At 70.6% G+C, this 20,501-nt stretch carries 18 protein-coding genes, 2 tRNA genes and 1 pseudogene; 12 read left to right on the top strand and 9 right to left on the bottom strand.

What is annotated here, in order from left to right:
- Nucleotides 1-245: 245 nt before the first annotated feature.
- Nucleotides 246-755, bottom strand: coding sequence for an SSI family serine proteinase inhibitor (locus AB5J55_RS20535; protein WP_369272077.1), 510 nt, complete (start codon nt 753-755; stop codon nt 246-248).
- Nucleotides 756-959: 204 nt separating this feature from the next.
- On the opposite strand from AB5J55_RS20535, the gene AB5J55_RS20530 reads away from it, so the two are divergent.
- Together AB5J55_RS20530 and AB5J55_RS20525 are read left to right on the top strand one after the other, a co-directional pair.
- A tRNA-Ser gene (locus AB5J55_RS20530) sits at nt 960-1,050 on the top strand.
- Between the two features lie 203 nt (nt 1,051-1,253).
- Nucleotides 1,254-1,326 (top strand) — tRNA-Arg (locus AB5J55_RS20525).
- 91 nt (nt 1,327-1,417) lie between these two features.
- Here AB5J55_RS20525 and AB5J55_RS20520 read toward each other — a convergent pair.
- Nucleotides 1,418-1,939, bottom strand: coding sequence for a YcxB family protein (locus tag AB5J55_RS20520; RefSeq protein ID WP_369272076.1), 522 nt, complete (start codon nt 1,937-1,939; stop codon nt 1,418-1,420).
- Between the two features lie 133 nt (nt 1,940-2,072).
- Between AB5J55_RS20520 and AB5J55_RS20515 the strand changes: the two genes are divergently transcribed.
- The gene (locus AB5J55_RS20515; RefSeq protein WP_369272075.1) at nt 2,073-3,113 is read left to right on the top strand and encodes a YncE family protein; all 1,041 of its coding nucleotides are present in this window, start codon (nt 2,073-2,075) and stop codon (nt 3,111-3,113) included.
- A gap of 59 nt (nt 3,114-3,172) precedes the next feature.
- Here AB5J55_RS20515 and AB5J55_RS20510 read toward each other — a convergent pair whose 3' ends face one another.
- From AB5J55_RS20510 to AB5J55_RS20500, 3 genes and pseudogenes are all read right to left on the bottom strand, one after another.
- Complete coding sequence (locus tag AB5J55_RS20510) at nt 3,173-3,979, bottom strand: calcium-binding protein (RefSeq protein ID WP_369272074.1); 807 nt, start codon at nt 3,977-3,979, stop codon at nt 3,173-3,175.
- Between the two features lie 179 nt (nt 3,980-4,158).
- Nucleotides 4,159-4,641 (bottom strand): SpoIIE family protein phosphatase, encoded by a 483-nt coding sequence (locus tag AB5J55_RS20505; protein ID WP_369276246.1) that lies wholly within the window; start codon nt 4,639-4,641, stop codon nt 4,159-4,161.
- A pseudogene (locus tag AB5J55_RS20500) lies at nt 4,527-5,081 on the bottom strand (GAF domain-containing protein); the annotation flags it as partial. The pseudogene AB5J55_RS20500 and the gene AB5J55_RS20505, both read right to left, overlap by 115 nt.
- Before the next feature lie 398 nt (nt 5,082-5,479).
- Between AB5J55_RS20500 and AB5J55_RS20495 the strand changes: the two are divergent.
- Nucleotides 5,480-5,770, top strand: a complete 291-nt coding sequence (locus AB5J55_RS20495; protein ID WP_369276245.1) for an isochorismatase family protein — start codon at nt 5,480-5,482, stop codon at nt 5,768-5,770.
- A 24-nt stretch (nt 5,771-5,794) separates the two neighbouring features.
- Here AB5J55_RS20495 and AB5J55_RS20490 read toward each other — a convergent pair whose 3' ends face one another.
- The gene (locus AB5J55_RS20490; protein ID WP_369272073.1) at nt 5,795-6,277 is read right to left on the bottom strand and encodes a MarR family winged helix-turn-helix transcriptional regulator; all 483 of its coding nucleotides are present in this window, start codon (nt 6,275-6,277) and stop codon (nt 5,795-5,797) included.
- Nucleotides 6,278-6,367: 90 nt separating this feature from the next.
- On the opposite strand from AB5J55_RS20490, the gene AB5J55_RS20485 reads away from it, so the two are divergent.
- The 8 genes from AB5J55_RS20485 (at nt 6,368) to AB5J55_RS20450 (ending at nt 16,515) form a co-directional block, all read left to right on the top strand.
- On the top strand, nt 6,368-6,748 hold the full coding sequence (locus tag AB5J55_RS20485; protein ID WP_369272072.1) for an HGxxPAAW family protein: 381 nt from the start codon (nt 6,368-6,370) through the stop codon (nt 6,746-6,748).
- A 74-nt stretch (nt 6,749-6,822) separates the two neighbouring features.
- Entirely contained in the window at nt 6,823-7,710 is an 888-nt protein-coding gene (locus AB5J55_RS20480; protein ID WP_369272071.1) for a DUF2797 domain-containing protein, read from the top strand.
- Between the two features lie 199 nt (nt 7,711-7,909).
- A complete protein-coding gene (locus AB5J55_RS20475; RefSeq protein ID WP_369272070.1) occupies nt 7,910-8,650 on the top strand; it encodes a response regulator transcription factor in 741 nt (246 codons plus the stop codon).
- The gene (locus AB5J55_RS20470; RefSeq protein WP_369272069.1) at nt 8,647-10,260 is read left to right on the top strand and encodes an ATP-binding protein; all 1,614 of its coding nucleotides are present in this window, start codon (nt 8,647-8,649) and stop codon (nt 10,258-10,260) included. The genes AB5J55_RS20475 and AB5J55_RS20470 overlap by 4 nt, the downstream gene beginning before the upstream one ends.
- A 14-nt stretch (nt 10,261-10,274) precedes the next feature.
- The gene (locus AB5J55_RS20465) at nt 10,275-11,780 is read left to right on the top strand and encodes a glycosyltransferase (protein ID WP_369272068.1); all 1,506 of its coding nucleotides are present in this window, start codon (nt 10,275-10,277) and stop codon (nt 11,778-11,780) included.
- Nucleotides 11,777-14,008, top strand: a complete 2,232-nt coding sequence (locus tag AB5J55_RS20460) for an ArnT family glycosyltransferase (RefSeq protein WP_369272067.1) — start codon at nt 11,777-11,779, stop codon at nt 14,006-14,008. Before AB5J55_RS20465 ends, AB5J55_RS20460 begins: the two co-directional genes overlap by 4 nt.
- Nucleotides 14,009-14,121: 113 nt before the next feature.
- Complete coding sequence (locus tag AB5J55_RS20455; protein ID WP_369272066.1) at nt 14,122-15,627, top strand: MFS transporter; 1,506 nt, start codon at nt 14,122-14,124, stop codon at nt 15,625-15,627.
- Nucleotides 15,628-15,750: 123 nt separating this feature from the next.
- The gene (locus AB5J55_RS20450; protein ID WP_369272065.1) at nt 15,751-16,515 is read left to right on the top strand and encodes a TetR/AcrR family transcriptional regulator; all 765 of its coding nucleotides are present in this window, start codon (nt 15,751-15,753) and stop codon (nt 16,513-16,515) included.
- Nucleotides 16,516-16,536: 21 nt separating this feature from the next.
- Here AB5J55_RS20450 and AB5J55_RS20445 read toward each other — a convergent pair whose 3' ends face one another.
- From AB5J55_RS20445 to AB5J55_RS20435, 3 genes are all read right to left on the bottom strand, one after another.
- Nucleotides 16,537-17,010 (bottom strand): PPOX class F420-dependent oxidoreductase, encoded by a 474-nt coding sequence (locus AB5J55_RS20445; protein WP_369272064.1) that lies wholly within the window; start codon nt 17,008-17,010, stop codon nt 16,537-16,539.
- A gap of 50 nt (nt 17,011-17,060) precedes the next feature.
- The gene (locus AB5J55_RS20440; RefSeq protein ID WP_369272063.1) at nt 17,061-17,885 is read right to left on the bottom strand and encodes a YceI family protein; all 825 of its coding nucleotides are present in this window, start codon (nt 17,883-17,885) and stop codon (nt 17,061-17,063) included.
- Between the two features lie 88 nt (nt 17,886-17,973).
- Nucleotides 17,974-20,496 carry an MFS transporter gene (locus AB5J55_RS20435; RefSeq protein WP_369272062.1) on the bottom strand — a complete coding sequence of 841 codons (2,523 nt, stop codon included), beginning with the start codon at nt 20,494-20,496 and terminating at the stop codon, nt 17,974-17,976.
- Between the last annotated feature and the right edge of the window lie 5 nt (nt 20,497-20,501).

Here is a 20,501-nt window from a genome sequence, read left to right as displayed (position 1 = left end):
CGTGTCACGCGAGGGAGTCTAAAGGCTGGGGTTGCGCTCGCGACGCCGGATGAGAGGGAGGTCGCACGACGAAGTGACCCAGAACGTATGACCGCCTGTGCCGACGTCCTGCCAGCGCCCTTCGGACTTCGCGAGACTTTCGCGGGACCTTTACGGAGCCGATGCTTGCCCCATGGAACGCCTGTGCGACGGCGTACCGGACCCCCTGCTTCCCTGACGTACGGCGGCGTGGTGCCGTCGTGCGGCTACGGCCGTCCCTGCTGCCGCAGGTCGGGAAGGAGCGGCACGAGCCGGTCCCAGCGGTCGATCTCGCACCCGTTGCTGCGGTCGTACCGCGCGTCGACGGGACGCCCGGCCCAGGTCCCGGTGACATGCGCGGTGGCCGGCCCGCCGTACTGCATGGTGCAGAAGCCGCCCCGCGCCGCCGGGGCGAAGGTGTCCTTGCCCCACCTGCTGCCGCGATCGAGTGCGGCACAGGCTCCGGCGGCGTCGGGGTGGTCGCCGCCGACCGGGTGGCAGGAGAGCTCATGGATCCCGTCGGCGCCGCCGCCGGCGTTGCGGACGGTGACGGTCAGGTGGTCGCCGGAGCGGCCGGGGTCCTTCAGGGACGGGGACGCGAGGGGGAGCGGCGCGGCCTGGACGTGCGCGGCGGCGGGCACGACGGAGGCGGAGCCGACGGCGACGAGGGAGCCGGCGGCGACGAAGAGCAGCCGGCGGAGGCGCCGGGCCGGGGCGGAACGGTTGACCTGCAACATGACCTGACTAACGCCGCGCCCCCGCGTACGTTGCGGCCCCGCCCCTGCCGGCCCGGCGCTCCGCGAAGCACGCCGGGAAGCACGCCGGGAAGAGCTTTGCCCTGTGGCCTACCCGCCTAGTACCGTGGAGGTCGATTGGTGACAGCACGCTCGACTGTGTCATCATCTGCACGCACCACTCGCGCTCGCGCGGGCGGCTGTGCTGGAGGCGTCGCCTAGTCCGGTCTATGGCGCCGCACTGCTAATGCGGTTTGGGCCTTAAAGCCCATCGAGGGTTCAAATCCCTCCGCCTCCGCGCTAGATCACGAAGCCCCGGTCCCAGGACCGGGGCTTCGGTGTTTCGCGGCATCGCCGAGATTCGCCCCCATCAGGCCGTTTCCGCAGGTCACAAGGGGTGCGGCAAACGGATTTCACATGGCGGCGGCAGTCATGTAATGTTCTTCCTGTCGCCGCGAGCGGGCCGGAAGGGCCGGGAGCGGCGGGAAAACAGAACAACAAGCACTCGTAGCTTAACGGATAGAGCATCTGACTACGGATCAGAAGGTTGCAGGTTCGAATCCTGCCGAGTGCACATGAATCGAAGGCCCCGGATCACTCCGGGGCCTTCGGCATTCCTGGGCCCCGGTTCAGGGAGCGTTGGTGCGGTCGTCGCTGAACTCTGTTCAGACGCGGGGCAGGTGGCGGCTCACGAGGGTCCGTAGTCGCTCCGCGTCCTGCGGAGAGTGCAGGCCTCGCTTGGGCAGCACTTCCACGAGCAGGATGTTCGGGTCTCGGCTGAGCAGCACCACGTGGTCGGGGGACTCGCGGTAGCCGCGGAAGACCGACCAGCGCTGTACGAGCGTCACGTGTTCGGTCTCGGCCGTGATCCCTGTCTCGCTCACGGATGTGCGGTACTCGCCCTGCCAGGAGACTGTGCGCAACGCGTGGTGGGCCTGAAGGTGGGGGATCGACCAGATCAGGGCGGCGCAGAAGACGGCGGTGACGAACGACTGCACGGAGGGGGCCGGTGGGGCCACCGCCAGCACGGCGCCGACCCCGAACAGGCCCGTGAAGCCCCACCTGGCCAGGTGGAGGCGCCGACGGCGCTCACGCACCCGGACGCCCGCGAGGAGGTCGGTGCGCGTCGGCCGGTAGGCCAGCTCGACCGTGTCCTGTATTCCGTCCCGCCCCGTGTCCACGACCATGAACCGGGATCGTACTGCCCGTGCGGGCGCCGGGATCCAGCTACGTCGGTCAACGCCGGGTTCCGGAGTTCGCCACAGCAGCCGCCCACGGGCGAATCGCGATTGTCCCTCGGCGCTTGGCGGCCTCCCGGCTGTGTGCCGCGCTGGGTACGACACCGGCACCGGCGCGGGTGCCTATGCCGGTCCGACCTCCCTCGCGCTGGCCGGAGGCAGGATCTGGTTCGGCTACGGCCTCGACACCTGGAGGGGCGCCCTCGGCTCCCTGGACCTGAGCGGCGCGCAGCCGGTCGTCACCCGGGACCAGGGCCTGGACACGTTCCGCGGCTCGCCCCGCCTGGCCGCCACGCCGCAGGATCCGAACACTCTCGTGGCAGCCGAGTCCGACGGCAACGCAGCCGCCGTGGCGGTGTACGACGCCAGTACCGGTCAGACCGACACCCGGGCACAGCGCGTCGATCCGGGGCCGGACGGATGCGAGAGTCTGCAGGACGTCGCCCCGACGCCGGACGGCCGGCAGGTCGTCCTCGCCTGCGCCGCGGCCCATTACCACCAGGTGTTGCGCACAGCCGACCTGGCGGACGACGGCATCCACACCACCAGCTGGTCCCCCACCGCGGTGGCCATCGCCCCCGACGGCACGACAGCGGCGGGCGTCTACGGGCCCTCCTGGTCAGACGTGCAACTGTTCGCGCGCGGCGACTCCACGGCCCACACCGCCTGGGATTTCCCTGCGCCCTCCGAGTGCGCCGACACCACCCTCGTGCCCGGCGGTCTGGCCTGGGCTCCGGACGGCAGCCGGATCTTCGCAGTCACCGAGACCAGCGGCTCTTCGTCCCTGACGTTGCAGGTCCTGAACCACCCGCAGGTCGCCACCACCGTCACCGTGCAAGCACCCGCCTCGTCACCCCGGAACCACCAGCTCACCCTCACCGGGAAGCTCGTGGCGCCCGTGGGCTTCGGCGCAGGGACCATCGTCGACATCTGGCGGCTCGACGACCCCATGGCGGGTGAGGGCACGCTGATCGGCTCCGCGACCGTCGCCGCGGACGGCACGTTCCGCTACCTCGACCAGCCGAAGGCCAAGGGCGACGTGCAGTACACGGTCCAGTACTACGGCGACGCCCGGCATGCCTATGCCCATGGCTCGGTCGCCGTCACCATCACCTCTGACTGAGTCCCTTCCACTTCGCGTCACGGGCTCGGCTGGGGTTTCCCAGCCGAGCGTTCTCGCGGCTACTGCACGTCCACGAAGTCGCCGGTCGCGTTGACGGCCGGGGTGGTGGTGGTGCCTGCGAAGTTCCAGCGCCAGTAGCCGTCTTCGGCCGCGGGGACCGTGGTCGTCAGGTTGCCGGTGCTGGAGGTGTACACCGTCTTGACGGTGGTGTAGGCCGTGGTACCGGCCTTGCGGAACTGGAGCTTGACCGGCTGGTTGGTGTAACCCCGGTAATCGAGATTGTCCCAGTCGGCCCGGGTGAGTCTGCCGGTGACGGTGAGGGTCTTGCCCTTGGCAATCGGTTCCGGGGCCGCGTTCACGGTGAGTTTGGAGTGCCGCTGCAGCCTGGTCGTGGTGTAGCTCGCCGAGTGGGTCCAGCTGTCGTCATTGGCCACCCCCTGCACGCTGACCTTCCAGGTGCCGGCGTGGGCGTTGGTGAGCGCGGTGCCGCCGTACTTCCAGTCCGGTTCGAGGGAGATCGTCTGCGAGCAGGTGGAGGTGGTGGCACTGGAGGCGACACAGTCCGCATGGGAGTAGTACTGGTCCGACGCGATGCGGTCGTCGTAGGTCTCGTAGGGGTTCGCACCGTCCGGTCCGCGCCACAGGACGAAGTCCGCGTCCTGGATACCCGACGGATGGGTGAAGGTTCCAGAAACCGTGATCGTCTTGGCGTACAGGCCGACGACGGTGTTCTTGCCACCACCGTCGAAGGAGACGTTGCTGATCTGGACGTCGGTCCGGGTCTCGTCCCCGTAGGCACCGGGGGCTGCGAAGCCGGCCAGCGCGGCGACGGCAGTGAACAGGGCAAAGGCAGCGCGATTGCGCATGCGTCTCCTTCACAGAGGGAAAAGAGGGAACCCGCCGACCGACTTGATCGTGTACGGGACCTTCCCGTGGCTCAGGCACAGCCGTCACACAGGCTGTCCGCAATTCCCAGCGCACCTGCATGCTCAAACGTCACATGCGACACGCACGGGCCGACCCGAGGCACACGTGCCATCCCCTGTCATCCCCTGCCGTTCGTCCGTGCAGGAGCCATGGCGCGTCGCCTTGCCCCCCGTTGGCGGTCGCCTCCGAGAGCACGTTGAGGGTTCGAGCCGGCGCTGTGGATCGAGTCGGTCCGGGGCGGTTGCTTGCTGAGGGGGCGGTCCGCGGCGAGTTGGGTCAGGGCTTCCGTCAGGTCGTCGCAGGCGTCCTGGAGGGCCTGGTTCCGTTCGATGATCACTGCCGAGAGCAGGAGGGCAGTCAGGGCCACGGTGCCGTTGAAGGCCTCCCCGGCTATGGAGCAGATCCTCGTCGTGGAGTCGTACAGCGCGTACGGACACGTCACGTACGACTCCTCGCCCATCCCGCCGACGATGTCGTTGACGTGGCTCATGATCTCGTCGGGAGGCAGTTCGAGGTCGGCCAGGGTGTGGACGGCGGTGCGCAGCCGGCCCGTCGTCGCCGCCTCGGGCAGACTGCGGCCCATGACGTCGCCCACGACCAGGGCGACCTGGCAGCCCGAGAGCGGGATGATGTCGTACCAGTCGCCACCCACGTCCGTGCCCGGGCCGGCCGGAAGGTAGCGGGCCGCGGCCGTGCAGGCGGGGACGGCGGGCAGAGCCCGGGGAGCAGGCTGCGCTGGAGCTCGCGGGACCGGGTGTGCTCGGCGTCGAAGAGGCGGGCCCGTTCCAGGGCTTGGGCGACCAGGGCGCTGGTCGCGGTGAGCAGGGTGCGCTCCTCGTCGGTGAGGCGGCGCGGGTGGTCGAAGGTGACCGCGCAGATGCCGAAGGTGTGGCCCGAGGCCGTCAGCGGGAGGAGCGCCCAGGCCTGCTTGCCGGCGTGGGCGGGCAGATCGGCCAGCTCGGGGTAGCCGGCGGCGAACTCCCGCGGGGAGGACATGAACAGCGGCGCGGCCGGCCAGTATCGCGTCCCACAGCGGGATGGGTTGCGTACGTTCGCGGCCGTCGAGGACGGCGAGGACGTCCTCCGGGTAGCCGACGGAGCCGACGGTGTGCAGCCGGTCGCCCTCCACGGCCTGCACCACCAGACCGGTCGCCTCGAACGGTGGCAGCACCCGGCGGGCGACCGCGTCCACCACGTCCTTCGAGGTCGTCGCCTTGGCCAGCGCGGCCGTCAACTCCGCGATCCGCACGGCCCGTTCGGTCGCCGCCCGCTCGGCGGACGGGCGCTCCTCCTCCAGCCGGCGCTTCTCGGTGGTGTCGGTGAGGTAGATCGTGCGGCCGTCGGGGCCCGGGACCAGCCGGAGGTGACACAGGCGCCCGTTCGGCACGGCGACTTCATCGACGGACTCGCCCCGACGGCTGACGAGTTGACGGTGACCACTGACCAAGCACTACCCGAGCGCCTTCTTCGGTACGGCACTGGCGGCGTACCTCACCGCGAACCGAGTCGACACGCTCCTCATCGGCGGGCTGACGACCAGCGGCTGCGTACGTGCCACCGCGCTCGACGCCATGCAGCATGGGTTCGTCCCGGTTGTCGTCGAGGAGGCGGTCGGCGACCGTGACCCGGACGTCCACGCGGCGAACCTCTTCGACATCCGGCACAAGATCGGCGAGGTGTGGCCGCTGGAACGTGTCACCGGGTACTTGGAGGTGGCGCGCTGGGACTGAGCCGGGCCCCTGGCAAGGCCGGTGTCAGGCCTTGTCCTGGTCGCGGAGCTCGTCGATGTAGGCCTGTGCGAGGCCCGTTGTCCGGGTGAACCAGTCCGTGAGTACGGCGATCTCGTCGGCGGAGTAGTCGGCGAAGAGGTCGGTCAGGCGGGCGTAGTAGGGGCCGTAGAGGGCCTCGACGCGGGTGACCGCGGACGGCACGGCGGCCACGCGGACACGGCGGCGGTCGGTCGGGTCGGGGCGGCGGGTGACGAAGCCGGCGCGTTCCAGGCGGTTGAGGATGCCGGTCATCGCGCCCGTCGTCACGTGGGCGTGCTCCGCGAGGTCGCCCGCCGTGAGGAGGTTCTCGCCGGCCTTCAGGACACAGCCGAAACAGAGCAGGTCGGTGATGTTCAGGCCCAGCCGCTGGGCCATCTCCTGCTGGCCGAGCAGGTGGGCCGCGATGAGGGAGTCCATCGCCTCCAGCGCCTGGGCCGGGGTGGCGGCGGGACGCGGCTTGGCTTGCATCTTTTCTGATTGCCTTAGCTCGTGAGAGATTGAGTTGCTAAACTTCTTAGATCGTGAGGGATTCGCTGCCTACGAGGAGGGAGCAGGCACATGAGCCAGTATGACGAGGGGCATACGGTCGCAGGATGGACCGGAACCGCGATCGCGACGATCGGTTCCGCCGTAGTGGGGGCGGGGATATGCACGGTCTCGGCCGTGCTGATCACGGGCGGGCTCGGCATCACGGCGGCGAGCGTCCTCGTCACCTGGGCCCTGCACCTCTCCGGCTGGGGCAAGCCTCCGGGCGTACGGCCGCGCGGGCAGTGGCGGATGGGGGCGCGCGACCTGAGCGCCCGGGCCGGGCATGCGGACTGCTGGGGATGCCGGCTGGCGGGACGGGGACGGGCAGTGGAAGGGCGTACGGCCGCGACGGCGTCCGAGGTCGTCACTGTCACGGGCGAGCAGGAGCCCGCTGTCGCTGAAGCACGCTGAAGCGCACCGAGGTCGATGGGCCGATGGGCCGCTGAACGGGCGTTGTCAGTGCCTGCCTCTACTCTCGAGGAGCGATGGCACAGGCATGGAGATGCAAGGGGCTGCGTTGGTCGGCGGACGGCCCTGAGCTGGCGTGGGACGGTGGTCGGCGCTCAGCGCTGACCTGGGGGAAAAGGGTGGCCTTCGGGGTCGCGGAAGGGGGAGTGCGGACATGCGTGGGAGCGCGGGGGCATGCGTGTCCGGTGCGGGCGGTCGTGCCGGGGCGGAGTACGGGGGCGCGGTGCGAGGAGTGCGCGCGGCTGGACCGGGCGCACTCGGTGGCCGCCGACACGATCGCGGACGACCCACGCCCGTACCGCGTATATCTGGCCTGGTTCGGCCCCGGGATGACCAAGGTCGGCATCACCGCCCTTGAGCGAGGCTCGGCCCGGCTGCTGGAACAGGGGGCGGTCTGCTTCAGCTGGCTGGGCGTGGGCCCACTGATGGCGGCACGCCGCACGGAGGAACTGCTGCGGGCGGCCCTGCGGGTGCCGGACCGGATCCCGTACGCCGACAAGCGGGCGGTGCGGTCCGCGCTGCCGGGGTCGGCGGCGGAGCGAGCGGCCGAGGTGGAGGCACTGCACGCCCGGGCCGTGGCCCTTCCCGCCTGGCCGGAGTCACTCACCCGCGAGCCCTGCCAACCGGTCGACCACGCCGGGGTGTTCGGGCTGGCGGATCTGCCGGCCGCCGTCGGACAGGTGACCGAGCTGGTCGCGGGTGGGGTGGTGAGCGGGCGGTTGGCGGCGGCTGCGGGGCCGGATCTGCATGTGGAGACGGGCGGCGCGGTGATGGTGGTCGACACGCGGTTGATGACGGGCTGGGAACTGGTGCCGGCGGGCGGAGGTGGGGAGGGCGTCGAACTGACCATGCCGGTCCGGGAGTTCAGGGATCGGGAGGCGAGCGTGCAGGACGGGTTGTTCTGACGGCGGCCCCCGCTGGGAGGGGGTGTGTCTCGTACCAGTCACGGATCACGAAACGCCCATGAAATCCCTTACTGGGAGGGCTGGTGAGTAGGTCCCCAAGGAGTTCCCAGGGGCTGCCTGAGAGCCTCCTGTGCGTTTCTTAGGAAAATCACAGGATCCAGAAAGCGTGTTCTTAGAGGACGCCGATTAGGTGTCCACCATGACCACGACCTCGCCCCAGGGGCGCACCGAACTGCTGAGGCCGGACGGGAGCCCCGTCCGAGTGCTTGTGGTGGACGACGAGATGTCGATCACCGAACTCCTGTCCATGGCCCTGCGTTACGAGGGCTGGCAGATCCGGAGTGCGGGGGATGGCACGGGTGCCATCCAGACCGCGCGTGACTTCCGGCCCGACGCCGTCGTCCTGGACATGATGCTGCCGGACATGGACGGGCTGACCGTCCTCGGGCGGCTGCGGCGGGAACTGCCGGACGTACCCGTGCTGTTCCTGACGGCCAAGGACGCCGTGGAAGACCGTATCGCCGGGCTCACCGCCGGTGGGGACGACTACGTCACCAAGCCGTTCAGCCTGGAGGAGGTCGTGGCCCGGCTGCGCGGGCTCATCCGGCGTTCCGGCGCCGCCGACCGGCGCTCCGACTCCATGCTGGTCGTCGGGGACCTCACCCTCGACGAGGACAGCCACGAGGTGTCGCGGGCCGGGGAGAACATCCACCTCACCGCCACCGAGTTCGAGCTGCTGCGCTTCCTCATGCGCAACCCGCGGCGGGTGCTCAGCAAGGCGCAGATACTCGACCGGGTCTGGTCGTACGACTTCGGCGGGCAGGCCAATGTCGTCGAGCTGTACATCTCCTACCTGCGCCGGAAGATCGACGCCGGTCGGGAGCCGATGATCCACACCCGGCGTGGGGCCGGCTATCTGATCAAGCCCGCGGTGTCATGAGCGGGCGACGACGACCGCGTACGCAGAAGAGACGGGCGGGTCAGCCGCGCACCCTGCGGACGCGGCTCGTCGTCGCGTCGGTGGTGCTGATCGCCGTGGTGTGTGCGGTGATCGGCACCGTGACAACGCTCGCTCTGCGCTCGCATCTGTACGAACAGCTGGACGGTCAGCTCAACGAGGTCGCGGCTCGGGCGTCCGGGGCGTTCAGGCCTCCGGACCCGCCCAAGGACAACGAGGCGCCCGACCAGGGCAGGAAGCCCAAGGCGGTCGTCCTCGAGGACTTCGTCGCCAAGGGGCCGCAGCCGAGCGGCACCATCGCGGCGAAGGTCCAGAACGGCTCAGTCACCGAAGCCCGGATCGGCAAGAAGACCACGGACGACAACGGCGTCCCCGAGATGAAGCCCGAGTCGCTCAGTGAGGCCGCGACGAAGGCGGTCGGCTCCGTTGCGCAGGACACCAAGAAGCACACCGTCGACATTCCCGGCTACGGCGAATACCGCGTCCAGTACGCCACCGGCCCCAACGGCACCTACTACGTCGCCATTCCGACCGCCGACGTCGACAACACCCTCAACACCCTCACCCTCATCGAAGCCAGCGTCACCGCCGCAGCCCTCGTCGCCGCCGGTATCGCCGGCACCGTCATCGTCGGCGTGGCCACCCGCCCCCTCCGCCGGGTCGCCACCACCGCCACCCGCGTCTCCGAACTCCCCCTCCACACCGGCGAGGTCAACCTCAGCGAACGCGTCCCCGCGACCGAGACCGACCCGCACACCGAGGTCGGCCAGGTCGGCGCCGCGCTCAACCGCATGCTGGACCACGTCCACGGCGCCCTGCACTCCCGCCAGCAGAGCGAGATGCGGGTGCGGCAGTTCGTGGCCGACGCCAGCCATGAGCTGAGGACGCCGCTCGCCTCCATCCGCGGGTACGCCGAGCTGACCAGACGCGGCAGGGAAGAGGTCGGCCCCGACACCCGGCACGCGCTCGGCCGTATCGAGTCCGAGGCCGGGCGCATGACCCTCCTCGTCGAGGATCTCCTCCTGCTCGCCCGGCTGGATGCCGGGCGGCCCCTGCAGTTCGAGCAGACCGACCTCATCCCGCTCGTCGTGGACACCATCAGCGACGCCCGCGCGGCCGGCATGGACCACAACTGGCGCCTCGACCTGCCCGACGAACCCGCGCTCGTCTCGGCGGACGCGGCCCGTCTGCAACAGGTCCTCGTCAACCTGCTCGGCAACGCCCGCAACCACACCCCACCGGGTACGACCGTCACCGCCCGTGTGCAGCGACGCGGCCCGTGGCTGTGCCTGGACGTCGAGGACAACGGGCAGGGGATCCCGTCCGATCTGCTCCCGCATGTCTTCGAGAGGTTCGCGCGCGGCGACTCGGCGCGCTCCCGTGCCACCGGTTCGACGGGCCTCGGCCTCGCGATCGTGCAGGCCGTGGCGACCGCGCACGGCGGTGCCGTGACCGTCGACAGCGTGCCCGGGCGCACCGTCTTCACGGTGCATCTGCCCGCTCTCCCGACGCCGCCCAGCCCCGAAATGAGCTGGCAACAGCACTCACAGGCACAGCACAGTGCCACCACATGGGCGCAACAGGGCGCCTGACAAAAGTCGGTGTCATGCGAACCGACTCTTCTCCCGGCACCCTGCCGGCGCGGGAGCACCTCCCGGCCGGCGACGCCGGTACGCCTGTCCTGGACGTAGTGATCCCCGTCTACAACGAGGAGAAGGACCTCCAGCCGTGTGTGCTGAGACTGCATGACCACCTCAAGCGCACCTTCCCGTACGCGTTCCGCATCACGATCGCGGACAACGCGTCGACGGACACCACCCCCCAGGTATCCAGGCGGCTGGATGCGGAGATCCCGGAGGTCAGGGCCTTCCGGCTGGAGCAGAAGGGCCGCGGCCGGGCGCTGCGGACCGTCTGGTCCGCCTCGGACGCCCCGATCCTCGCCTACATGGACGTTGACCTGTCCACCGACCTCAACGCCCTGCTGCCGCTGGTGGCGCCGCTGATCTCCGGCCACTCGGACCTGGCGATCGGCTCGCGGCTCAGCCGGAGCTCGCGCGTGGTGCGCGGCGCCAAGCGGGAGTTCATCAGCCGCGCGTACAACCTCATCCTGCGCGGCTCGCTCCAGGCCCGTTTCTCGGACGCGCAGTGCGGCTTCAAGGCGATACGCCGTGATGTCGCCCAGGCGCTGCTGCCGCTGATCGAGGACACCGGCTGGTTCTTCGACACCGAGATGCTGGTGCTGGCCGAGCGCGCGGGCCTGCGGATCCACGAGGTGCCGGTCGACTGGGTCGACGACCCCAACTCGACGGTGCACATCGTGAAGACGGCGACCGACGACCTCAAGGGCGTGTGGCGGGTGGGCACGGCCCTGGCGACCGGCTCGCTGTCGCTGGACCGGCTCACCCGCCCCTTCGGCGACGACCCGCGCGACCGCGAGATCAAGGACGTACCCAAGGGCCTGGCCCGCCAGCTCGTCGGCTTCTGTGTCGTCGGAGGCCTGTCCACCCTGTTCTACCTCCTCCTCTACAGCGGCTTCCGCGTCTTCACCGGCTCGCAGATCGCCAACGCGCTCGCCCTGCTGGTCTCCGCGATCGCCAACACGGCGGCCAACCGGCGCCTCACCTTCGGGGTGCGCGGCCGGGGCGGTGCCGTCCGGCACCAGGCGCAGGGCCTGGTCGTCTTCGGTATCGGCCTCGCCCTGACCAGCGGTTCGCTGGCGGCCTTGAACGCGGCGAGCAGCGACCCGGGCCACTCCACCGAACTCGCCGTCCTGATCGCCGCCAACCTCGCGGCGACGGTGCTGCGCTTCCTGCTCTTCAGGGCGTGGGTGTTCCCGGACCGACGGGACGCCGACGCGACGGTGGGCGCCTCGCACCCCCCGGCCCTCCACCCTTCCTCCCCGACCTACTCCACGGTGGGCGCCGGCTCCATGGTGCAGCCCGGCCACCACGGCCCGCTCCCGCAGCGCCCGGTGACCCAGGGCGCTCCCCACCACCCGTTCGACACCACCCAGTTCCGCGCCGGTGAAGCCGCGGACGGCAACTGGCGGGACGTCACCATGCAGTTGCAGCCGGTGCGCCCGCACGACACCGACTCCAGGGACTTGCGATGACCGTTCGCTACGACCAGCAGACCCACGACCACGGCAGAGACGCGAGCCCCGCCACCTGGGGCCCTCCCCCGCCACCCCCGTCCGCCGCACCGGCGCCCGAGGCCGGTGAACCCGAGCAGCCCTTCGTACGGCGCCTGTGGCGCGGCCGCCCCGAGGACCCGCGCTGGGCCCGCCCGGCCTTCCTCGGCCTGCTCCTCGCCACCCTCGCCCTCTACCTCTTCAACCTGAGTGCCTCCGGCTACGCCAACTCCTTCTACTCGGCGGCCGTCCAGGCGGGCAGCCAGTCCTGGAAGGCCTTCTTCTTCGGCTCGCTGGACGCGGCCAACGCCATCACCGTCGACAAGCCCCCGGCGTCCCTGTGGCCGATGGCCCTCTCGGTGCGCCTCTTCGGCCTCCGCTCATGGGCGATCCTGCTCCCCGAGGTCCTCATGGGCGTCGGCACGGTGGCCGTCGTCTACGCGGCCGTACGGCGCCGGTTCAGCCCCGCGGCCGGCCTGGTCTCGGGCGCGGTGCTCGCACTCACCCCCGTCGCGGCGCTGATGTTCCGGTTCAACAACCCGGACGCGATGCTTGCCCTGCTGATGGCCGTGGCCTGCTACTTCGTCATCCGGGGCCTGGAGGACGGCCGTACCATGTGGCTGGTGTGGGCGGGTGTCGCGATCGGCTTCGCGTTCCTCGCCAAGACCCTGCAGGCCTTCCTGATCCTGCCGCCGCTCGCGATCGTGTACGCGGTCTGCGCGCCGGTGTCGGTGAAGAAGCGGATCGGTCAGCTCACCGCGGGCCTGGTCGCGATCGTCGTCTCCGGCGGCTGGTGGGTGGCGATCGTCGAGCTGTGGCCCGCCTCCTCCCGCCCGTACATCGGCGGCTCGCAGAACAACTCCTTCCTTGAACTGACCTTCGGCTACAACGGCCTCGGCCGGCTCAACGGCGAGGAGACCGGTAGCGTCGGCGGCGGAGGCGGCGGCGGCAACGGCGGCGGCAACTGGGGCGAGACCGGCTGGGACCGGCTGTTCAGCTCCAGCATCGGCGGCCAGATCTCCTGGCTGATCCCGGCCGCGCTGATCCTGCTGATCGCGGGCCTGGCGGCCGCGCGCAAGGCGCGCCGTACGTCCGTGACGCGCGGTTCGTTCCTCGTCTGGGGCGGCGCGCTGATCACGACCATGCTGGTCTTCAGCTACATGCAGGGCATCTTCCACGAGTACTACACGGTGGCTCTCGCGCCCTACATCGCCCCGCTGATCGGCATGGGCGCGGCGCTGCTCTGGGAGAAGCGCGACAAGGTGTGGGCGTCGCTGACCCTGGCCGGCGCGATGACGGCCACCGCGGTCTGGGGCTACGTCTTGCTCATCCGCTCCTCCGACTACCTGCCCTGGCTGAAGTGGCTGACCCTGGTCGGCGGTCTGGCCGCCGCGCTGGGCCTGGTCCTCGCCGGCAGGCTGGGCCGTCGACTGACCATGGGCGTCGCCGGCCTGGGCCTCGTCGCCGCGCTGGCCGGCCCGACCGCGTACACCCTCACCACGGTGAACGAGGGGCACACCGGCTCGATCGTCACCGCCGGACCCGCTGTCGCGGGCGGCCGTGGCGGTGGCCCCGGCGGTGGCGGTGGCATGGGCGGCGGCCCCGGCGGGGGCGGCATGCCCGGCCAGAACCAGCAGGGCCAGGGCCAGAACAACCAGCAGGGCGGCCAGAACCAGAACCAGCAGAACGGCAACGGCTTCCCCGGCGGCGGTATGCCGGGCCAGGGGCAGCAGAACGGCAACGGCAACACCCAGGGCGGGCAGGGCCAGAACCAGCAGCAGGGTGGACCCGGCGGCCGGACCGGTGACGGCGGCGGCATGGGCGGTGGCGGCGCGGGCGGTCTGCTCAACGGCGCCAGCGTCAGCGACGAGGCCAAGGAACTGCTGGAGGAGAACGCCGGTGACTACACCTGGGCGGCCGCGGCCATCGGCGCCCAGAACGCCGCGAGCTACCAGCTCTCCACCGGCGATCCGGTGATGGCGATCGGCGGTTTCAACGGCACCGACCCGTCCCCGACGCTGGCGGAGTTCAAGAAGTACGTGACGGAAGGCAAGATCCACTACTTCATCTCCAGCGGCTCCGGCGGCGGCATGGGCGGCCGCAGCAGCGGCACGTCCTCGCAGATCACCGAGTGGGTCGAGGCCAACTTCAAGCAGGTGACGGCCGGGTCGTCGACGTTCTACGACCTGACGCAGCAGACCAGCAGCTGACGGTCTCGAAGAGGAAGGGCGTACGGCCGCCGAGGCCGTACGCCCTTCCGGCTTTCCGGTGCGGCGGAAATTCGCGTTGTACGGTGTATGGGATCTGTTCTACGGTGTACAGCATGACGACGTCCCCCCAGGAACAGGCCCCGGCCCAGCCACAGCCCGCGGCGCCGGGCGGCCACCCGCAGCGCTGGCTGATCCTCGGCGTCCTGTGCGTCGCGGTGCTCACCGTGGTGCTCGACAACACGGTCCTGAACGTGGCCATCCCCTCGCTCACCCGCGAACTGGGCGCGGCCACCTCCGACATCCAGTGGATGATCAACGCCTACTCGCTCGTGCAGTCGGGCCTGCTGCTCACGGCGGGCAGCGCCGCCGACCGCTACGGCCGCAAGAAGTTGCTGGCCGCGGGCCTGGCCCTGTTCGGTGCGGGCTCGCTCGTGGCCGGCCTCGCCGACTCCACGGGCCAGTTGATCGCGGCGCGGGCCGGCATGGGCGTCGGCGGCGCGCTGCTGATGACCACCGTCCTGGCCGTGGCCATACAGATCTTCACGCCGGAGGAACAGCCGAAGGCGATCGGCATCTGGGCCGCGGTGAACTCGCTGGGCTTCGCGGCCGGTCCGCTGCTCGGCGGCTTCATGCTGGACCACTTCTGGTGGGGCGCGATCTTCCTGATCAACATTCCGGTCGCGGTGCTCGCCCTGGTGGCGGTCGTGGTGCTCGTCCCGGAGTCGAAGAACCCGCAGGGCGACCGCCCCGACCTGGTGGGCGCGGTGCTCTCCACGATCGGCATGGTCGCCCTGGTGTACGCGATCATCACCGGGCCCGAACACGGCTGGGCGTCGGGCCGCGTCCTGCTGACAGCGGCCGTGGCCGTCGTCGTGCTGGCCGCCTTCGCCTACTGGGAGAGCCGGATCCCGTACCCCATGATCGACATGCACTTCTTCCGGAACAGGCAGTTCACGGGGGCGGTCTCGGGCGGTGTGCTGATCACCTTCGGCATGGGCGGGTCGCTCTTCCTGCTCACCCAGCACATGCAGTTCGTGCTCGGCTACGAGCCCCTGGAGGCCGGGCTGCGGACCGCCCCGCTCGCCATGATGATCGTGGCGCTGAACTTCACCGGCGTGGCGTCGAAGTGGGCCGGCCGACTGGGGAACCCGCTGGCCATCGGGCTGGGCATGGCGGTCATGGCGGCGGGCCTCGCCTCCATCGCCACGATGGCCTCCGGCGGTTACGCCGGCACGCTGCTGGGGCTGGTGCTCATCGGCACCGGCGCCGCCGTCGCCAGTCCGGCGATGTCACACGCCATCATGAGCGCCATCCCGCCGGAGAAGGCGGGCGTCGGCGGGGGGATCAACGGGACGGTGGCGGAGTTCGGCACCGGGTTGGGCGTCGCCGTGCTGGGTGCGCTGCTCAACTCGCGCTTCGCGGCGCTGATTCCGGTGGCCGCGACGTCCCTGCCGGCGGCGTTGGCGGCCGCGGGGTCGGCCGAGGAGAAGGCGGAGATCACGGACGCGTTCTCCTCCGGGCTGGAGAGCAGTCTGTTGGTGGGGGCGTTGGCCGTGTTGCTCGGGGGGTTGGTCGCGTGGGCGTTGCTTCGGCGTGCTGAGCGGGCAGAGTTCGCCTGAGAGGTCGGGACACATACCGTTGGTGGGCGACTGCGGGGCCGTTGTGGCTGGTCGCGCAGTCCCCCGTGCCCCCTGTAGGGGCGCTCCCAGGACCGGCGATTCGAATGTCTAGGAAGGTGCGCCATGGTGAGGGCAGCCGGGCAGTCCGCGCGGACCAGCGTCTGGCTGGAGGGCAAGGAACGTCGTGGCGGACGTGGCGGGGGGCAGCCCTCCGGGCTCGACCGGGACCGGATCACCGAGGTGACCATACGGCTGCTGGACGCGGACGGGCTGGCCAAGTTCTCCATGCGACGGCTGGCCGCCGAGCTGAACGTGACCGCGATGTCCGTCTACTGGTACGTCGACACCAAGGACGACCTGCTCGAACTCGCCCTGGACGCCGCGTTCGGTGAACTGACCCTCCCCGATCCGGAGGCCGACGAGGACTGGCGCGACCAACTGCGCGCGCTGGCCCGCGAGTACCGCGGCCTGCTGGTCCGGCACCCGTGGCTGTCGCCGCTGATCGGCACGTACGTCAACATCGGCCCGAACAGCCTCGCCTTCTCCCGCCAGGTCCAGCGGATCATCCGCAAGACCGGCCTCCCGGCCCACGGCCTGGTCGCGGCCATCTCCGCCGTCTTCCAGTTCGTCTACGGCTTCGGCACGATCGAGGGCCATTTCATCGCCCGCAGCGCGGCGTTCGGCATGACCCCGGACGACTACTTCCAGCACGCCATGAGCACGGTCACCCAGGCTCCCGAGGCCGCCGACATCGTCCAGGACTCCGCGGAACTCATGGAGGCCCGGGGTGGCGACACGGTGCAGGAGATGTGGGAGAGGGACTTCGGCTTCGCCCTGGACCTACTGGTGGCAGGTATCGAGGCCATGGTGGCGCGAAGCGCCCCATAGGGGCGCGGGGAATCCCCCGCGCTACTGGGCGCCCTCAACAAGCCGCGCAGGAAACCCACCGGTCGCCACCGGCCCCCACTTCTCCGGCGTCACCCGAATGATCGACTTCCCCTGCTTCAGCATCGCCGCCCGGTACTCGTCCCAGTCCGGATGCTCCCCGGCGATGTTGCGGTAGTACTCGACGAGCGGCTCCACGGACTCCGGCGAGTCGATGACCTCGGCGGAACCGTCGATCTGCACCCACGGCCCGTTCCAGTCGTCACTCAGCACGAGCAGGCTGACCCGCTCGTCCCGCTTGGCATTGCGCGTCTTGGCCCGCTCGGGATACGTGGACACCACGACCCGCCCCGAGTCGTCGACCCCACAGGTCAGCGGCGAGGCCTGCGCGCTGCCGTCGGCCCGCCGGGTCAGCAGGATGGCGCGATGACGGGGCCGTACGAAGTCGAGCAGCTCTTCGAGCGAGACGCGGGTGTTTGTCGCGATGTTCGGTGCCATGGAACGCAGCCTAGGGGCCGACGGGCCCGTTCAGCCTGACCCTGCCGTGGTTACGCTTGCGGCAGTGTCTCGCCCTGCACCGCCTGGATGTCCAGCTCGACCTTGAGTGTCGTACCGATGGCCGCGATCCCCGCCTGTACGACCTGGTTGTAGTTCATGGCGAAGTCGTCGCGGTGCAGCTCGGTCGTCGCGCGGAACGCCGCCCGTGTCCCGCCCCAGGGGTCGGCCCCCGTGCCGAGGTAGGCCAGGTCCAGGTCGACGGGCCGTACGACACCATGCATGGCCAGCTCGCCGCGCACCGTCCAGCGGTCGGTGCCCGCGGCAGCCGTGACCCCCGTCGAGCGATACGTGATCTCGGGGTACTTCTCCACATCCAGGAAGTCCGGCGACTTCAGGTGCCCGTCCCGCATGCCGTTGCCCGTGTCGATCGAGTCGGCCCGGATCACCGCCTCCACACGGGACTTGGTGATGTCGTCGGGTGCGATCTCGATGGCGCCGGAGAACTGGGTGAACCGGCCGTGCACGCTGGAGATCCCCAGGTGCTGGGCGACGGCGGCGACGCTGGAGTGGGCCGGGTCGACGGTCCACGGCCCGGGCGGCGGCAGTTCCGTGCCGCCCTGCCGGGCCAGCGTCACCGTGCCGACCTCGGCCCGGCCGCTCGCGGTGACGATCGCGCTCGCGGCGGCGGGGGCGTAGCCGACGGCGGTGACGATGACGGTGTACGCCCCCGGGGCCAGCGGGTTCGCGTCCCGTACGGCTCCCTCCGCGTCCGCCTCCGCCCGCAGCACCTGCGTGCCCGTCATGTCGGTCACCGTGACGACCGCGTGCGACACGGCCCAACCGTCCCGGGTACGGATCCTCGCGGTCAGTCCCATCTCACGTACTCCTCAGTCTCAAGGAACCGGCCCGTGGCAGCGGCGCACCTCCGCTCAGAGCGCGCCGCCACCACGGGCCGGAGTTCGACTACTCGCCGGGGTGGGCGAGTTCGATGTCGTGGTCGTCGGTGCCGGGTCCGGTCACCGTCAGTGCGGTCGCCACCGGCGGGTAGCCCGTCGCGATGACCGTGTACTCGCCGCCGTCCAGGTCGGTGAAGGCGTACGCCCCGTCCGGCCCGGTGGTGGCACTGCCCACGACGTTGCCCGCGGCGTCCACCAACGTGACGCGCGCGTCGGCCAGCGGACCGTGCGGCGCCCGTACGACGCCCTGGACCTGGGCACCTGCCTCCAGGTCGACCTCGACCCGGGTGACCCCGGTGCCGCCGATCTCGACGGGCAGGGCGCGCGGCCGGTATCCGGCGGCGTTCACAGCGACGGTCACGGCACCCGGGACCAGCTCGGCGAAGCCGAACTCGCCCTGCTCGCCGGTGGCCGCCGTGGCCAGCAGATCGCCGCGCACGTCGGTGACGATCACCATCGCGTCCTTCACGGGCAGCGCGCTCCCCGCGGCCCGGACCACACCGGTCAGGCCGCTGGTGCCGCTGAGCAGGATGTCGTACGCCACCGCCTCGTCACCGTTGACGACGATCGTGGAGGCCTGCGGCTGGAAGCCGTCGGCGGAGGCGATCAGGACGTAGGAGCCCGCGCCCGGCGCGTCGACCGCGTACGAGCCGTCGGCCTGTGCCACCGAGCGGCCCAGCTGGCGCCCGGCCAGGGAGATCAGTGTGACGGCGGCCTGCGGCACCGGTGCGCTCTCCGCGCCCCGCACGAAGCCGCGGACCGGGACGCCGCCGGACGACGCACCGCCGGACTCCTCGGCACGCGCCACCGTGGCGACGGCGGCGAGCTTCTGGGTGCCGTCGGGAGCGGCCTCCGTGTCGGAGGAGGCGGCGGCCCAGCTCGGGACCCGTTCCTGCGCGGCGGCCGGCGCGGCAGCCTCGGCGGACTCCGGCGTCGCGGGCTCCGCGCCCTCGGCGGCCTGGGCCAGGGCTCCCTTGGTCTTCAGCGGGACCTCCTTGATGAACAGGGCGAACAGGAGGGCGAGGAAGGCGATCGGCGCGGCGTACAGGAAGACGTCCGCGACGCCGTGGCCGTACGCGCTCTCGATGACCGTGCGCACCGGCCCCGGCAGCGCGTCGAGGTCGGGGATCTCGCCGTGGCCGCTGGCGGAGCCCTGCACGCCGAGCTTGGTCAGGCCCTCCTCGGCGTAGTGGGTGATGCGGTGGCTGAGGACCGCGCCGAGGGCCGAGACGCCCATGGCGCCGCCGAGGGAGCGGAAGAAGTTCACGACCGAGCTGGCGACGCCCAGGTCGCTCGGGGCCACCTGGTTCTGCGTGGCCAGGACCAGGTTCTGCATCATCATGCCGACGCCGAGACCCAGCAGGGCCATGAAGATCGCGACGTGCCAGTACGCGGTGTCGTAGCGGATCGTGCCCAGCAGCCCGAGGCCCGCCGTCACCAGCACACCGCCGGCGAGCAGCCACGCCTTCCAGCGGCCGGTGCGGGTGATGACCTGGCCGGAGACGGTCGAGGAGACGAACAGGCCGACGATCATCGGGATCGTCAGGACACCGGACATGGTCGGCGACTCGTTGCGGGCCAGCTGGAAGTACTGGCTGAAGAAGATCGTGCCCGCGAACATCGCGATGCCGACGAACAGGGAGGCCAGCGAGGCGAGTGTGATGGTGCGGTTGCGGAACAGCCGCAGCGGGATGATCGGCTCGCTCGCCTTGGACTCGACGAGGACGAAGACCAGCAGCAGTGCGAGCGCGCCGCCGGTCATCGCGTACGTCTGCCAGGACAGCCAGTCGTACTTGTCACCGGCGAAGGTCACCCAGACCAGCAGCAGACAGACCGCGGCGGTGATGAAGAACGCGCCCGCCCAGTCGACCTTGACCTTCCGGCGGACGACCGGGAGGTGCAGGGTGCGCTGCAGCACGATCAGCGCGACGACGGCGAAGGGCACGCCGACGTAGAAGCACCAGCGCCAGCCGAGCCAGTCGGTGTCGGTGATGACACCGCCGATCAGCGGGCCGCCGACCATCGCGGTCGCGAAGGTGGCGCCGAGGTAGCCGTTGTACCGGCCGCGCTCCCGGGGGGAGATCATCGCGGCCAGGATGATCTGGGCCAGCGAGGACAGACCGCCCATGCCGATGCCCTGCACCGCGCGGAACGTGATGAGCATGGCCGGGTTCTGCGAAAGACCGGCCAGCGCGGAGCCGGCCACGAAGACCACGAGGGCCAGCTGTATGAGGAGCTTCTTGGAGAAGAGGTCGGCGAGCTTGCCCCACAGTGGCGTGGACGCGGTCATCGCCAGCAGCGACGCGGTGACCACCCAGGTGTAGGCGCTCTGGCCGCCGCCGAGGTCCTTGATGATGTCGGGCAGGGCGTTGGAGACGATCGTCGACGACAGGATCGCGACGAACATGCCGAGCAGCAGCCCGGTCAGTGCCTCCATGATCTGCCGGTGCGACATCGGGGCGCCGTCGGCGGAGGCACCTGCTGAGTGCTTGGCGTGCGCCCGCACACCGGCTGGTGTGGTCGTTGCCATGAAAT

The organism is Streptomyces sp. R11, assembly GCF_041051905.1.
Lineage (GTDB): Bacteria > Actinomycetota > Actinomycetes > Streptomycetales > Streptomycetaceae > Streptomyces.
This window is presented reverse-complemented; position numbering and strand designations above follow the sequence as displayed.